At 71.1% G+C, this 15,867-nt stretch carries 8 protein-coding genes; 6 read left to right on the top strand and 2 right to left on the bottom strand.

All coding sequences use genetic code 11. From position 1 onward, the window contains the following. Positions 1 to 52: 52 nt before the first annotated feature. Positions 53 to 3,067: a TIM-barrel domain-containing protein gene (locus VIW71_RS22100; protein WP_331624224.1), complete on the bottom strand. Its 3,015-nt coding sequence runs from the start codon at positions 3,065 to 3,067 to the stop codon at positions 53 to 55. A gap of 34 nt (positions 3,068 to 3,101) precedes the next feature. Further along, on the bottom strand, positions 3,102 to 4,964 hold the full coding sequence (locus tag VIW71_RS22095) for a carbohydrate-binding protein (RefSeq protein WP_331624223.1): 1,863 nt from the start codon (positions 4,962 to 4,964) through the stop codon (positions 3,102 to 3,104). A gap of 765 nt (positions 4,965 to 5,729) precedes the next feature. On the opposite strand from VIW71_RS22095, the gene VIW71_RS22090 reads away from it, so the two are divergent. The 6 genes from VIW71_RS22090 (at position 5,730) to VIW71_RS22065 (ending at position 15,829) form a co-directional block, all read left to right on the top strand. Beyond that, complete coding sequence (locus tag VIW71_RS22090; RefSeq protein WP_414720808.1) at positions 5,730 to 8,969, top strand: TIM-barrel domain-containing protein; 3,240 nt, start codon at positions 5,730 to 5,732, stop codon at positions 8,967 to 8,969. A 149-nt stretch (positions 8,970 to 9,118) separates the two neighbouring features. After that, the gene (locus tag VIW71_RS22085; protein ID WP_331624221.1) at positions 9,119 to 11,881 is read left to right on the top strand and encodes a helix-turn-helix transcriptional regulator; all 2,763 of its coding nucleotides are present in this window, start codon (positions 9,119 to 9,121) and stop codon (positions 11,879 to 11,881) included. Positions 11,882 to 11,979: 98 nt separating this feature from the next. Further along, positions 11,980 to 12,804, top strand: coding sequence for an alpha/beta fold hydrolase (locus VIW71_RS22080; RefSeq protein WP_331624220.1), 825 nt, complete (start codon positions 11,980 to 11,982; stop codon positions 12,802 to 12,804). 51 nt (positions 12,805 to 12,855) lie between these two features. Next, the gene (locus tag VIW71_RS22075) at positions 12,856 to 13,653 is read left to right on the top strand and encodes an alpha/beta hydrolase (protein WP_331624219.1); all 798 of its coding nucleotides are present in this window, start codon (positions 12,856 to 12,858) and stop codon (positions 13,651 to 13,653) included. 67 nt (positions 13,654 to 13,720) lie between these two features. Further along, a complete protein-coding gene (locus tag VIW71_RS22070; RefSeq protein WP_331624217.1) occupies positions 13,721 to 14,512 on the top strand; it encodes an MBL fold metallo-hydrolase in 792 nt (263 codons plus the stop codon). A gap of 264 nt (positions 14,513 to 14,776) precedes the next feature. Further along, complete coding sequence (locus VIW71_RS22065) at positions 14,777 to 15,829, top strand: PHB depolymerase family esterase (protein WP_331624215.1); 1,053 nt, start codon at positions 14,777 to 14,779, stop codon at positions 15,827 to 15,829. Positions 15,830 to 15,867: the final 38 nt, after the last annotated feature.

Raw genomic sequence — 15,867 nt, 5'->3', positions numbered from 1 at the left:
CCGCGGGCCGCCGGTCACCCCGACCGGCGGCCCGCGGCCACCGCGTCCGCGGTCAGGTGATCGTGAGGCTGTCGATGTTGGCGCCGTTGGACCCGGTCGTGGTCGCGCGGATCGTGACGGCCGCGCCCGCGGGCAGGGAGGCGCCGAGGGACGTCGTGTTCCAGGTGCTCCAGTCGCCGGTCGGGTTGAAGGGGAGGGCGCTGTGGACCGTGGCGCCGTTGACGGAGACCGACAGGGGGCGGTCGGCGGTGCCGCCGTTGGCATAGCGGAACGTGAGAGTACGCGGGCCGGCCGCGGGGACGTCGACGGTCCATTCGACGAAGGCGCCGCTCGCCGAGGAGTCGGCGAAGTCCACGAAGCCGGTCCCGGTGTACTCCGGGTGGCGGGTGTCGATGAACGCGCCGCTGAGGTACGCGCGCTCGGCCTGGTGGACGGTGCCGCCCGTCACGGGCGGGAAGGGAGCGCCGCTCGGCTCGATCGTGGCGGCGGCACCACCGCCCGGGACGGTGGCGAGGGACGGGGTGACGACGGAGAGGATCTTCCCGGCCGGGTCCCACACGGTGCCGCCGCCGCTCACGACCGCCGCCGCCTCGCTGGTGCGGGCGGGCAGGGTGGCGCCGCCGTTGACCCGCATGCCGACGGGTGAGGACAGCCCGTGGAGGCGTACGACATAGCGGCGTGCGGTGGGTGCGCCCGTGTAGGTTCCCTGCGGGTGGGTGATGACGGTTCTGGTCGCCGCATCGGTGTAGGAAAGGCTCGTGACGCTCTTCGCGCCGTCGACCCGGTGGCTTTCGGTGGTCCCGTCGTCCTCGACGAGGTCGAAACCGCCGTCGGCGCCGGAGTAGACGTCCATCTCCAACTGCCTTTTGTTCAGATAGGCAGTGCTCTGCGCGTACGGGTATTTCGGCAGGATCGCACCCGCCTTCACGAACATCGGTGTCTCTCCGGTCCGCGTGACATAGGGGAGGTCGCCGGTGTCCGAGCCGGTGTGCTTAATGTCGTACCAGAAGTTGTACCAGGTGTCGCCGGCCGGCAGCCAGATGAGCTGGGTGGCCCCGCCGTCCGAGGTCAGCGGGGCCACGAGGATCGACGGGCCCCACAGATACTGCAGATCGTGCGCGTAGGCGTTCGCCCTGTTCTGGTAGTCGACGACCATGGCCCGGGCCATCGGCATTCCGGTGGCGCTCGCTTCGTGGGCGACGGTGTAGATGTAGGGCATGAGCGTGTACCGGAGTTCGGCGTACTTCTTGAAGTCCGCCTGGTTGACCGCACTCTGGTCGAGCGGCCAGCGGGACGCCGACTGGCCCTGGGTCGTGGTGTTGGCACCGCTGTGGGGTCTCCAGATCGGGGAGAGACTCGACCAGGCGGCGGGCCAGTTGCGGTAGAAGGCATCGGAGATCAGGCCGTTGCCCGGGCCGCCGTGGAAACCGCCGCCGTCGATGTTGGCATAGGGAAAACCGCCCAGGCCGGCCGCCTGCATTCCCCTGATCTGCATCTGCATCTCGTCGTAGGTGGAGACGATGTCGCCGGTCCAGTAATGGCCGTAGCGCTGCTGCCCGGCGGACGCGCCTCGGCTCCAGGTCCACGGACGCCTGGCGTTGCCGATGTGGCCCGCCGTGTCGGGATCCCAGCCTTCCTCGCCGACGCCCTTGTGCAGGTGGAAGAAGTACGCGTTGCGCACCTCCGACCATTTCCGGCCGTCCGCGGTGTCGGCGTTGTAGGGGATGGGCCCGAGTTCGTCTGTCTCGTCGAGCCAGAGCCCGTCCCCGGGGTAACGCAGTGCGGGGTCGAGGGCCTGGGTCCAGAAGACGTTCCACAGCCACCCGCGTGCGGCGGGGTTGCTCCAGTCGGGCACGGCGTCGTTCTGGGAGACGCCGGTGAGGTCGCCGGTCTGAAAGCTGTAGCCGGGCGGCGGACCGGCGGTCCAGCCCGCCATCTCGTTGGAGTTGTTGCGGTTGTAGTCCAGGGTGACGGTGACGCCGTTGGCGGCGGCCCAGGCCTGGTAGCCGGCGGGGTCGGGCCATCGCTCGGCGCTGAAGTCGAACCATGATCCGGACCATGCGCCCGAACCCTCCCGCCAGCGGTTGTCGTTGACCTGGTGATCGAACGGGAAGCCGGCGCCCCGGTGCCGGGTGATCTTGTCCCGCCACCAGTTCTGGTCGCTGACATCGGGGAAGTTCTTGTCGGACATCTGCAGGCCGAACACGGACAGCCGCGGCAGGCGCGGGCGTCCGGTGAGCTGCGTATAACGGTCAAGCAGTTTGGCGAACTCCGGGCCGTTGATCAGGAAGTAGTCCATCTGCGGCCGGACGCCACCGGTGGCGTGGTCGTCGGCGGAGAATTCGTACGCGCCGCCGACGCCGAAGGTGAAGGCGGTGTCGAAGGTGGTGTTGAAGAAGACTCCGTACCCCTTGCTGGAGAGGTAGAAAGGCACGATCGCGGGTGCCTGCTCCACTCCCCCGGTGGCCGTGGCGTAATTGTGCGCCACAATGTCGCCGGTCCGGTCGAGCCTGGGCGACCGCCCGTACAGCCCGTGTCCTGCCTTGACGAAACGCTCGTCCGGCGCCGGGGCCACGAAGGATTCGGTGACGACGCTGTTGTCGGTGCCGCCCCAGGTGATGCCGTGCGTACCGTCTTCCTTCGCCAGCAGGGCCCCGGTGCCGCGGTGGTAGAACTCCAGCCGCAACGGGTTCTTGCGCAGCACGATCCGGATGCCGTCGGGCGCGGCGGTGGTGATCGTGAAGGCGGTCCCGGTGTCGGTGATGCCGAGGCTGCCGCCCATCCCGGCGTGATTCGCGGGCACGACCATCTCGTACCGCGTGTCCGCGAAGAAGCTCTCGCCGCCGCGGACCGCCCGGACCCGGACGATCTGGTCGCCGTACGCGGTGATCCTCACCTTCTGGCCGGTGACGCTGGTCACCGTGATGCTGCGGGCGTCCGCCGTGTGGCTCGCGCAGTCGCCGAGCCGCTCCCCCGTCGCCGCCTCGGCCCGGGGCGCCGCAGCGGTGACGCCGCCGAGTGCCAGGGCGGCGGGAACCATGCCGAACAGAGCTGTCCTTCGCTTCATGCGGTCTCCCTGTGGGCGCGGGCCGGCGGACGGCTCAGATGTCCAGTTCCACGTAGTTCAGGTTGATCGCCCCGGCGTCCTGGCTGGTCCGCGTCATGGTGAGGACGTTGACGCCCGCGTGCAGGGCGACCGTCGCGCTGACGGTGCTCCAGGTGTCCCAGTTGGCGAGGTTGGGGAAGGAGATCCGGCTGGGAGTCGCCGCGTAGACGCCGGCCTGGTTGCGTACGGAGAGCGTCTGGGTGGCGGTCGCCCCGGTGGCGTTGCCGTACCGGAAGCGGATGGTGTAGATGCCGGCCTGCGGTGCCTGGACGCCGAAGGTGACGCTGGCACCCACGGTGCCGAGTCCGTCGACGAAGCCCATCGCGCTGTGGCCCGGGTGGTCGTTGTTGAAGCCGGCGCCGCCGCCCCACGCGGCGAAGGCGGCCTGGTAGCGGCGGACCGTCTCGCGCGGGGTCACACGGACCAGGCGGCAGGCGTGCGGGTTCAGGGCGGCGCTCAGGCTGGTCAGTCCGCCGAGGTTCTGGTGGGCCCACACGTCCCGTACGTCGGCGAGGCCGTTGATGCCGAGGTCCGCGGTGAAATTCAGGGACTTGGTCGTCTGGCCCGGGCCGTCACCCCGGTTGAACAGGCCCACCGCCCAGGTTCCGTCCGGGAGTTGCCCGGCCCAGCGCTCGGTGTCGCGGCTTCCGGCGTCGGTGGAGTACGGGGTCGCGTGATAGAAGTACGGCTTGCCCGCCAGTCCCTGGTCGTGCAGGGCGAGCACCTCGGTGTTGGTGTAGAAGGCGGCGTTGGCGCCGATGTTGTCCACGCGGTCGGCGATCGCGAGCGGGGAGCCGGCCATGGTGTAGAGGCTGACCGCGGTCCGCCGCTCGTCGTCGTTGGCGAAACTGTTCAGGATCAGGAAGTCGCCGTCCAGGATGAGCTGGTCGCGCCCGGCGCGGTCGGCGAACCCCGTGAAGCCGGTGAACGGGTTGTGCCACTGCGACCAGTTGCTCGTCCAGTTCTGCCGGCCGCCGCTGAGGTTGCCCCAGCCGCCGTTGGTCACGTCGTCGTTGATACGGACCATGTCGCCGTACCGGACCTCGGTGGCCGCGTGGTCGAAGAGGTTCGGCATGACCAGGCTCAGCTCGACGTCGTCCAGGGCGGCGTCGTTCATCCACGACAGCGCGGTCGCGTAGTTCGCGGCGCCGTGGGCGATGCCGACCGGCCCGCCGATGTTCTGGTCGAAACCGGATTCGTACCAGCTCAGGAAGTCCACGCGCAGATACGGCACGCCCATGTCGCGGAAGTAGCGGACGTAGCCCTGGACGTACTCCCTGGCGCCGTCCTTGGTGACGTCCACCCAGTAGAGGGTCTTGTTGCCGATGTCGCCGCCGAAGAAGTCGCCCGCGGTGACGATGTCGGCGATCTTGACGTCCGGCCGGCCCACCACCGTCTTGGCGGGGTCGGCGACGGCGTTCTTGCAGACCCACAGCGGGTTGTAGTAGACGCCCAGGGTCATGCCGCGGGCCTTGAGGTAGTTCGACCAGTAGGCCCAGTCGTGCTGCCAGGTGTCCTGGTAGCTGCGGATGTAGCCGTGCTCGGTGGTGTTCTGGGTGAAGTCGAGCCAGCCGTCGGTGCACGCCATGGTGTAGCCGTACGGCTTGAAGGTCGTGGCCACCCAGTCGATGTTCTGCTGCCACACCGATTCCGGCAGGGCCTGGTTGTTGGGGTAGTCCCAGCCGTAGACGCTCCAGTACTTCGGGCCCACGCCGCCGCGGGTGAAGACGCTGTCCCGGCTGTTGGCCGGCGGCAGCGGCACCGCCGTGGCCTGGCCGCGGCCCAGGGTACCGACCACCAGGCCGCCGAGAGCGGCCGTACCGGCCCCTTTGACCAGGGCCCTTCGTGAAATAGTCAACGTCGCCTCCACGATCACTCGGGTGGGGGGTGGAACGGGCCGCGGCCGTTCCCGGGGAGGGTGGGGGCCGCCGGTTGCGTTGCCGACGGATGACGGGAGTGTGGTCCCCAACGTTTCGTACGTCAAGAAAAAATGCAGCATCGAAACGGAAACTGCCGTCGCGTCAGGTCCGAGTGCGGGTGAAGGCCGCCGCGATCCGGGCCGCACGGCAGGGTGCCCATGGCGTGGCAGCGCACACAGGGCCGGGTGGCGGCGCCCGCGGACCGGTCGGCGGGTGCGGTACGGCGGTACCCGCGCCGCTCGTCCCACACCTGTCGCGGTATCACTGAGCAGCACCGATACCCATACTCGGCACCTGCTGCGGCCGAGGGTGCGGCTGCGCCGGCCGCGGGTGGTCAGGGCCCGCCGCGCAGGCGCCCACCGCTGCCGCACGGCAGGGTCGCCAGGACGCGCGTCGATAAACATCGTGTTTTTTGCTTGACGCACGAAACTCTGAGGATCAGACTCCCGTCATCCGCCGGTAACGCACCCCCACAGCACGCACCCGCCCACCGGCGGGCGCGGCTGCCCCGCCGGCGCTCCGCACCGCGAAGACCCGCCCGTGGCGGTGTCGCGGCCCCACCCGCAGCGATCGTGGAGGCGACGACGTTGACGACGCCAGGAACGCCCGAGGCCACGGGCGGCGGCCCGGCCGCGGCCGGTGGACCGGACCGGACGATCGCTGCGGTGAGAGCGGCAGCGACCGAGTCAACAAGGGAGTTGCACATGGCCCATCGCAGGAAAAGACTCCGCGTGAGAGCCGTCGCCGTCGTCGCCGCCGCGACCACCGTCGCCGCGACACTCGTCAGCACCACAGGCGCCTCCGTCGCTTCGGCCGCCGCCCAGGACGGGGCGGTGGTCTCGGGGAACGCCCGCTTCGAGGTGCTCTCGCCCACCCTGATCCGCACGGAGTACGCCGGTGACGGCGCGTTCGTCGACGCCGCCACCTTCAACGCCATCGGCCGGGACGGATTCGGCCAGACCCCCTTCACGACGCAGACCAGCGCCGGCTGGCTGACGCTCACCACGAGCGCCGTGACGTTGAAGTACAAGGTCGGCTCCGGGCAGTTCACCGACCAGAACCTCACGGTCAGGGTGAACAGCGGTCCGCAGAGCGTCACGGCCACGCCGTGGCAGCCCAGCCCCTTCCTGCCCACCTGCGCGTTCGGTGCGGCGTGCGAGGCCGAGAGCCAGCTCCTGACCGGCGTGAACACCGCCTCGGACCACCCCGGCCACACCGGCTCCGGGTTCGCCGCGGGCTTCGAGAGCGTGGGCGACTCGGCGTCCTTCGCGGTCAACGCGCCCAGCGCCGGCACGTACGAGTTCGCCGCGCGGTACGCCAACAGCCTCGGCGGCGACGGGCAGAACACCACCCGTACGCTGACCGTCTCCGTCGACGGCGGCGCGGGCCAGACGCTGACCCTGCCGACCACCGCGGACTGGAACACGTGGGCGGTCGCCACCACCTCGCTCAGCCTGCCCGAGGGCCGGCACACCGTCACCCTCGCCCGCACCGGCACCAGCTCGGGCCACGTCAACGTCGACAGCACCGCCGTGGTCACGACCGGCTCCCCCTACCCCGGCCCGGCGGCCGCGCCGCTCATGAACTGCGCCTACGGCACGGTGTGCGAGGCGGAGGCGGGCCAGTTCGGCGGGACCGCGTCCGTGCAGAAGGACCACAACGGCCACTCCGGCACCGGTTTCGTCGCCGGGCTCCAGGACGGCGCGAGCGACACCGTCCGGTTCGCCGACGTGCCGGTGGCCGGCTCGTACTCGCTCCAGTTGCGTGTCTCCAACGCGCAGCCGGTGCCCGGCACGATCTCCGTCGCGGTCGGCTCGGCCCCCGCCGCCACGGTGAGTGTGCCCATCACCAGCAGTTGGGACTCCTGGCGGACGATCACGGTCCCGGTCACCCTGAGCGCGGGCACGAACAACGTGACCATCGGTTGCCCGGGGCCGAGCAGTTGCAAGCTCAACCTCGACACCGTCGCCGCCACCGCCACCGGGTCCGCGCCGCTGTCCCCGCACGCCGCACTCGGCGGCTACCGCCGCGCCCTGGACAACACCAACGGCGCCCAGCTCACCACTCCCGGCCTGATGTACCAGGACGGCTGGAGCCTGCTCGACGACACCGCGTCGGCGATCTTCAACAACGTGACCAAGCAGGTGACCCCCCGACCCGGCCACGGCGGGCAGCCGTACCAGGACGGGTACGTGTTCGGCTACGGCCACGACTACGGGCAGGGCCTGGCCGATCTGGCGAAGCTGACCGGACCGTCGAAGCTGCTGCCGCGCTGGGCCTACGGGGTGTGGTACTCGGAGTACTACGACCGCACGGCAGCCGACTACCAGAACACGATCATCCCCCGGTTCCGCAGCGACGGCGTGCCGCTGGACGTCCTGGTCACCGACACCGACTTCAAGTCACCGGACCGGTGGAACGGCTGGGAGATCGACACCGCCAAGTTCCCCGACCCGACCGGCTTCTTCGACTGGTCGGCCTCCCAGGGCCTGCACAACACGCTCAACATCCACCCGAGCATCCTCCCGACGGACCCGCAGTACGCCCAGACCCAGGCCACCGCCAACAACGAGCTCACGCCCGACAACACCCTGTGCTTCCGGGACCCGGCGCACGGCGACTGCTACACCTTCGACTTCGGCGACCCGGACCAGCTTGAGGCGTACCTGGACCTGCACCAGCCGATGGAAGCGCAGGGCGCGGACTTCTGGTGGCTGGACTGGTGCTGCGAGCAGTCCTTCTCCACCCTGGCCGGCGTCACCCCCGACGCCTGGATCAACGAGCAGTACGCCAACGACACCGCCAAGAACGTCGGCCGCGGGTTCGCCCTCTCCCGCGCCTACAGCTCCCTGCAACGGGACGGGTACCTCGGCCCGACCGGCCAGCCGACCGGACCGTGGGCCGACAAGCGCACGACCGTCCACTTCACCGGTGACACCACCTCCAGCTGGGAGACGGTCAAGGCCGAAGTCGGGTACACGCCGGCCGAGTCGGTGGCCACCGGGCTGTCCGCCGTCAGCCACGACATCGGCGGGTTCAACAACGACGGCACGCAGGCCCCCGGCGCCGAGCCGGGCAGCACCAAGCTCGCCGACGACCTGTACGCCCGGTGGGTACAGCTGGGCACGTTCCAGCCGATCGACCGGCTGCACGGCAACCACAGCGACCGGCTGCCCTGGCAGTACGGTGCCGCGGCGAAGACCTCCGCGGAGAAGTTCCTCAACCTCCGCGAGAACCTGGTCCCGTACACCTACTCCCTCGCGCGGCAGGCCGCCCTGACCGGCATGCCGGTGGTGACCCCGACGTACGTGCGGTACCCGGAGGAGCAGGAGGCCTACGCCACATTCGGAGCCGAGTACCTGTACGGGCCGAACGTGCTGGTCGCGCCGGTGACGACGCCCGGCACGACGGCCACCACCCGGGTGTGGTTCCCGCCGGGCGGCCAGTGGACCGACTACTTCACCGGCACCACCTACGCCGGCGGCACGATCCAGAACGTGACCACCGACCTCAACTCGATGCCGGTGTTCATCAAGTCCGGCGGCATCATGCCGGCCCGCACGGTCAACGTCACCAACGACGTGCAGAACCCCCTGTCCAAGGTGGCGCTCACCGTCCCGGTGGGAGCGGCGGGCTCCACCAGCCTCTACGAGGACGACGGCACCACCGCCGGCGGCCCGAGCGCGACCACCGCGATCCAGTACGCCCAGAGCGGCGCCACCCGCACGCTGACGGTCAGTCCGGTCGTGGGGTCCTTCCCCGGCCAGGTGACGCAGCGCCAGTGGACGGCGGTCTTCCTCAACGCCACCGCGCCGTCGTCGGTCGCGATCGACGGGGCCACGGCGCCCCCGTCCAGCTGGTCCTGGAACAGCGCCAAGCGGACCCTGACCGTCACCGTCCCCACCAAGTCGGTGAGCAGCCAGACGACCGTGAGCTTCCAGTAACCGCCGCCGGCGGGCGCGGAATAACCCTTCGTTCACCTTTCACACCCGTCCGCCCTGGAACATCCGCGTGCCGAACTGATTGAATGCACCAAGGACCCCGGGCTGCCGGTGGCCGTCTCACTCACCTAGCTTTCCCGAACGGCGTTGACATGATCCTCATGGGGCGGGCCCCGGAATGCGAACGACTCGACCGCCTGGTGGCGACCGTACGGGAAGGCCGCAGCGGCGTCGTGCTGTTGCGGGGCGACGCGGGCGTCGGCAAGACGGCGCTGCTGGACTACGTCGCCGCCGAGGCCGCCGATCTGCGGGTCGTCCGGGTGTCGGGGGTGGAGGCGGAGGCCGGTTTCCCCTTCGCGGCCCTGCACCGGATGCTCATACCGTTCCTGAACCACGCGGACGAGCTCCCCGCGAGGCAGCGGGAGGGGCTGATGGTGGCCTGCGGGCTGGCCGACGGGCCGCCGGCCGACCGGTTCCTGGTGGGGCTCGCGGCGCTCACGCTGCTGGCCGAGGCCGCCGGTCAGCGCCCGGTGCTGGCCTGCGTGGACGACGCGCAGTGGCTCGACGAGGAGTCGCTGTGCGTGCTGGCCTTCGTCGGTCGCCGCGTACATGCCGAGGGCGTCGGCCTCGTGTTCGCCGCGCGCACCGGTTTCGACGGGCTGGTGGGGCTGCCCGAGCCCGTCACCGAAGTCGCCGGTCTGGAGGAGCCGTTCGCGCTGGAACTGCTGCGTTCGGTGGTCGACGGCCCGCTGGACGTCCGCGTCGGGGCGCGGATCGTGACCGCGACGTCCGGGAACCCGCTGGCCCTGACGGATCTCGGGCAGGAGCTGTCGACCGGCCAGTTGTCGGGCGGGCTGGCGCTGCCCGATCCGCTGCCGGTGGGCGGCCGGTTGGAGGAGCACTACCTGCGCCAGGTCAGCGAGCTGCCGGAAGACACGCAGACCTGGCTGCTGCTCGCCGCGGCCGAACCCGGCGGGAACCTCGCGTACATCTCCGGGGCGGCCACCCGGCTGGGCGTCGGGCCCGACGCCATCGGACCGGCCGAAGCCGCGCGCCTGCTGATCCTGCGCGCCACCGCGGTGTTCCGCCATCCGCTGGTGCGGTCGGCGGTCTACGGCGGCGCGACCAGCGTCCAGCGCCGGCGCGCGCACCACGCGCTGGCCGCGGCCACCAGCAGCGCGGCCGACGGCGACAGGAGGGCCTGGCACCTGGCAGCGGCCTCGCCCGGTCCCGACGAGAGCGTCGCCGCCGAAGTGGCCCATGTGGCCGACCGGGCGGGCGCACGCGGCGGTCACGCGGCCCGTACCGCCTTCCTCACCCGGGCCGCCGAGCTGACGCCCGAGGAACACCGCCGTGCCGAGCGGCTGCTCGCGGCGGCCGAGTCGGCGCTGACCGCCGGGGCACCGCTCCAGGCGCGGACGCTGCTGGGTGGGATCGACGACGGCCTGGCCGACGAGGTCGGCCGGGGGAGAGCGCTGCTGGTACGGGCCCAGGCGCTCGTCGCGCTGGGCGACGCCGAGGCGTTCGCGCGGTCGCCCGCGCTGTGCCTGGACGCCGCGCTGGCCTTCCGGGACAAGGCGCCGGACCTCGCCCGCGACGCGCTGCTCACCACGATCGAGCGCGCCATCAGCGCGGAGCACCTGATGCGGGGCACGACGCCGGAGAAGATCGCCCGGGCCGTCGAGGATGTCCTGACCCATGCCGAGGACCCGGCACCCGCCACGCCCCCGACAACCCGCGAACTCGTCCTACGGGCCTTCGCCCGGCTGGCCACGGAAGGGTACGAGCAGGCCGTGCCCGACATGCGGCTGGCCTGCGCGGCGCTGCTGGACCGCACGACGCCGGACGAGGAAGTCCTGCGCTGCTACCTGCCCGCCGTCACGATGTCCATGATGCAGTGGGACGAGGAGGCTCACACGGCGATCATCCGACGGGCGGCGGACGCCGCTCGCCGCAGCGGCGCCCTGTGGCAGCTGGACAACGCGCTGTACTGCGCGACCATGTCCGAGACCAACCTCGGTGAGCTGGCGACGGCCGGCGACCTGCTCACCGAGGGCCACCAGATCCGCTCCGCGATCGGCGCGACCGACGATGTGTGGGAGCTCTACCGGCATCCCGAACTGCTCGCCTGGCGTGCCGACGGCGACCGCCTCGGAGAGGTGCTGCGCGGCTGCATGGAGGCCGGGACCTGGCTCGGGGCCGGCGCGGTCGAGTCGATCGCCCGCATCGGCACGGTGATCCTCGCGCTGGGACGCGGCGACTACGCCGAGGCCCGCGGGACCGCCCGCGCGCTGGTCGAACACGACACGCTCGGGGTGCACTCGCGGCTGCTCCCTCCGCTCGTCGAGGCGTCGGTGCGCTCGGGCGACCGCGTCCTGGCAACGGCGGCCCTGCGCACCCTCGCGTCCCGGGCGGCGGCCAGCGGAACGCCGTGGGCGCTGGGCCTGCTGGCCCGCTCGCAGGCCCTGCTCGCGCCCCCGAGCCGCGCCGAGCCGCTCTACGCCCACGCGATCAGCCTGCTGTCCGGCACCCGGGCACGTACCGACCTCGCCATCGCGCGCCTGCTGTACGGCGAGTGGCTGCGGCGGCAGCGGCGCCGCAAGGACGCCCGCGAGCAACTGCGCACGGCCGTCTCAATGTTCGAGCACATGCGGGCCGCCGGGTACGCCACGCGCGCCGGGCACGAGTTGGCGGCCACCGGTGAGCAGGCCCATCGCGGCCCGGCCCGGACGGCGAGCGTCCTGACCGCGCAGGAGTTCGCCATCGCCCGGCTCGCCAAGGGCGGCGCGACCAATGCGGAGATCGCGGCTCAGTTGTTCATCAGCGCCAGCACTGTCGACTACCACCTGCGGAAGGTCTTCCGGAAGCTCAACGTGACCTCCCGGCGGCAGCTCGCCCAGTCACCCGATGTCTGAACGGGCATGACGACTACGCGCGGCACGGGATACGACGGTCCGCCCGCACACCCGAAGATCAGGTGTCGGACCAAGATCCCGAAGACGGGAGCATTCCCATGCCCTACGTCGCCGCCCCGGACGGCGCGCAGATCCACTACAAGGACTGGGGCCGCGGCCGGCCGGTCGTGCTCAGCCACGGCTGGCCGCTGAACGCGGACAGCTGGGAGGCGCAGATGCTCTTCCTCGCCTCCCACGGTTTCCGCGTCATCGCCCACGACCGCCGCGGCCACGGCCGGTCCGCCCAGACCTGGCACGGCAACGACATGGACACCTACGCGGACGACCTCGCCACGCTCGTCGAGACCCTCGGCCTGCGTGACGCGGCGCTCGTCGGGTTCTCGGCCGGAGGCGGCGAGGTCGCCCGCTACGTCGGCCGGCACGGCACCACCCGCGTCACCCGGCTCGTGCTGGTCTCCGCCGTGCCGCCGTTCATGCTCAAGACCGGCGACAACCCCGGTGGGGTTCCCGCCGAGGTGTTCGACGCGATGCGGGCCGGGTCGCTCGCCGACCGGTCGCAGCTCTACCGCGACCTGGCCGACGGGCCGTTCTTCGGCGGCAACCGTCCCGGTGCCAGTGTCTCGGAGGGAGTGCGGGACGCGTTCTGCCTCCAGGGGCTGCAAGCCGGGCACCGCAACGCGTACGAGTGCATCGCGGCCTTCTCGGCCACGGACTTCCGTGCCGACCTCGACGCCTTCGACGTGCCTACGCTGGTCATCCACGGTGACGACGACCAGGTGGTGCCGTTCGAGGTGGGCGGCAAGGCCTCGGCGGCACGGATCGAGAACGCGACGCTCACGGTCTACCCGGGCGCACCGCACGGCATCACCGACACCCACAAGGACCGGCTCGGCGCCGACCTGCTGGCCTTCCTCACCTCGTAGGACCGAGGACCGCCCGCCACCGAGCCCCCCCGATATCCAGGGAGAGACACCATGAGCACACCTGACACCATCGTCCTGATCCACGGCTTCTGGGTGACACCCCGCAGCTGGGAGCAGTGGATCGACCACTACGAGAAACGCGGCTACCGCGTTCTGGCGCCCGCCTACCCCGGTTTCGAGGTGGAGGTCGAGTCGCTGAACGCCGACCCGACCCCGATCGAGAAGGTCACCGTCCCCCAGATCGTCGAAAGCCTGGAAACCCTGATCCGCGGGCTGGAGAAGCCGCCCGTGCTGATCGGCCACTCGGCGGGCGGTGTCTTCGTACAGCTCCTGCTGGACCGCGGCCACGGCGCCGCGGGCGTGGCGATCAACTCCGCACCGACCGAAGGCGTCGCGGTCGTACCGCTGACCCAGATCAAGTCGGCCTTCCCCGTGCTCAGGAACCCCGCCAACCGGCACCGGGCGGTCGCCCTCACCCACGAGCAGTGGCACTACGCCTTCACCAACACCTTCACCGAGGAGGAGTCCAGGACGCTGTACGAGCGCTACGCCGTCCCGGCGTCCGGCCGCATCTTCTGGGACAGCGCCCTGGCCACCCTGCGGCCCGGCCACCAGGACACCTACGTCGACTACCACAACGACGCACGCGCCCCTCTGCTCTTCGTCTCCGGCGAGCTGGACCACCTGATGCCGCCGAAGGTGCAGCGGTCCAACGCCGGACACTACAAGTCGGACACTGTCACCGAGGTCAAGGAGTACGCCGGTCGGCCGCATCTCCTGCCCGCCGCCCCCGGCTGGGAAGAGGTCGCCGACCACGCCCTGTCCTGGGCCCTCGCCCACGCCCGCTAGGGCCACCACCAGCCCGCCCGGGGTGGCCGCGCACCGGCCGCCCCGGGCAGCCGGAAAGGATGACCGCATGACCGACGCCCGCCTCACCCACATCGGGGGCCCGACCACACTGATCGAGGTCGGCGGCTGGCGGCTGCTGACCGACCCGACGTTCGATCCGCCCGGCCGCCGCTACGCCTTCGGCTGGGGCACCTCCTCCCGCAAGACGGCAGGCCCCGCACTCGCCGCCGCGGACCTGCCCCCGATCGACGCCGTTCTGCTCAGCCACGACCATCACGGCGACAATCTCGACACGGCCGGACGCGCGCTGCTCCCGCGCGCCACCGTCGTGCTCACCACGCGGTCCGGGGAACGACGGCTCGGCGGCGCCGCGCACGGTCTCGCGCCGTGGACGACGTACCGCCTGGCGGCCCCGGGACGTCCGACGATCGACGTCACCGCCACCCCCGCCCGCCACGGCCCACCGCTGTCGCGGCCGGTCGCCGGGGACGTCACCGGTTTCGCACTGTCCTGGGCCGGCCAGCGCCACGGCGTGCTGTGGATCTCCGGGGACACGGTCCTCCACGACGGGGTGCGGCAAGTGGCCCGCCGTATGGACGTGGGCACCGCGCTGCTGCACCTGGGCGGTGTGCGCTTCCCCGTCACCGGCCCGGTCCGCTACACCATGACCGCGCGCCGGGCCGTGGAACTGTGCGGCCTGCTCCGGCCACGGACCGCCATACCCGTCCACTACGAGGGCTGGAGCCACTTCCACGAAGGCCGCACAGCCATCGAGAACGAGCTGGCGAACGCCCCGGCCGAGATCCGCGACCGGTTCCAGTGGCTGCCCACCGGGACCGGAGTCGACATCACCGTATGACGAGAGGGCCTGCGCGACGAAAAGCGCGGCCTCCGTGACGCCGGCGCCCGGCGCACGCGTCGAGCAGCGGGGTGCGACCGGGCCGGGCGGTTGTGGGTGTGGTTGCCATACCGGGGTCCATCAGGTGGATGCGCCGCATATCGCCCGCTGTCCCCGGTGTCCCTAGCGTGCTTGCTGTCGCTCCGCGGACCCCGCTGGTGGCCCGCGGAGCGGTGCGGCCCGGACCACTGTGCGGGCCGCCCGGCGCATGGGATGGAGCAAGCGATGAGAAAGCATCGACGCACGTCCTGGTGGTCACCCGTTGCGGTGCTCGGACTCCTGCTGACGCTGCTGTCACTGCCGGGGACCGCAGGCACCGCCGAGGCCGCGACCCTCTACACGGTGCCTCCCGTCTCCGGCACCCTGACCCGGTACAACGTCTCCGGGGTGTTCGTCTCCGGTGTCTCGTCCGGCGGATACATGGCCGGTCAGCTCCAGGTGGCGTACTCGCGTCAGGTCAAGGGGACGGCGGTGTTCGGCGCGGGACCGTACTACTGCGCACAGGGCAACGTCCCGCAGGCCCTGTACGGCTGCATGGACAACATCTACCCCACCTACCTGAGCACCCTGGAGGCGGACGCGTCGGCGTGGTCGTCCTACGGCTGGATCGATCCGATCAGCAACCTCTCCGGCCGCCCGGTGTACGTCTACCACGGCGGGAACGACACCACGGTGAAGACCTCCGTCAGCAATGACGGAGTCGGCTTCTTCCAGCACTTCGGGGCAAGCGTGACGTACGACAGCGGTTCCGCCGCGGGGCACGCATGGGTCACCCCGTACGGGACCCTCGGCTGCACCGCGACCGCTTCGCCCTACCTCAACAACTGCGGCACCGACCCGGAGAACGCCCTGCTCCGCAAGCTCTTCGGTTCCGTCACCGCGCCCAACACCGGCCCGCTCACCGGGAAACTCATCAAGTTCAGCCAGGACAGCCACGCGGTGAACGGCTGGGCGAACGGCCTGAGCATGGGCAGCTCCGGTTTCGCGTACGTCCCCGGCGCGTGCTCCTCGGGGCAGAGCTGCCGGCTGATGGTCGCGCTGCACGGCTGCCAGCAGGGCTACGGCGCTGTCGGCACGGCGTTCGTCGACCGGGCCAACCTCAACCAGTACGCCGACACCAACCACATGATCGTCCTCTATCCGCAGGCCACGGCCAGCGGAGTGAACCCCAACGGCTGCTGGGACTGGTGGGGCTACCTCGGCGCCGCCAACTACCCCATCCACGGCGGAGCGCAGGTCGAGACCATCATGAACATGGTGAGAACGCTCGGCGGCTGAGCGCGGCGCCCGTGGCGCGGGCGCCGCACCCGTGGGGG

The sequence above is a fragment of the Streptomyces sp. genome, assembly GCF_036524955.1.
Lineage (GTDB): Bacteria > Actinomycetota > Actinomycetes > Streptomycetales > Streptomycetaceae > Actinacidiphila.
Note: the sequence above shows the minus strand (reverse complement) of the source record. Positions and strands in the feature narration are given on the sequence as shown.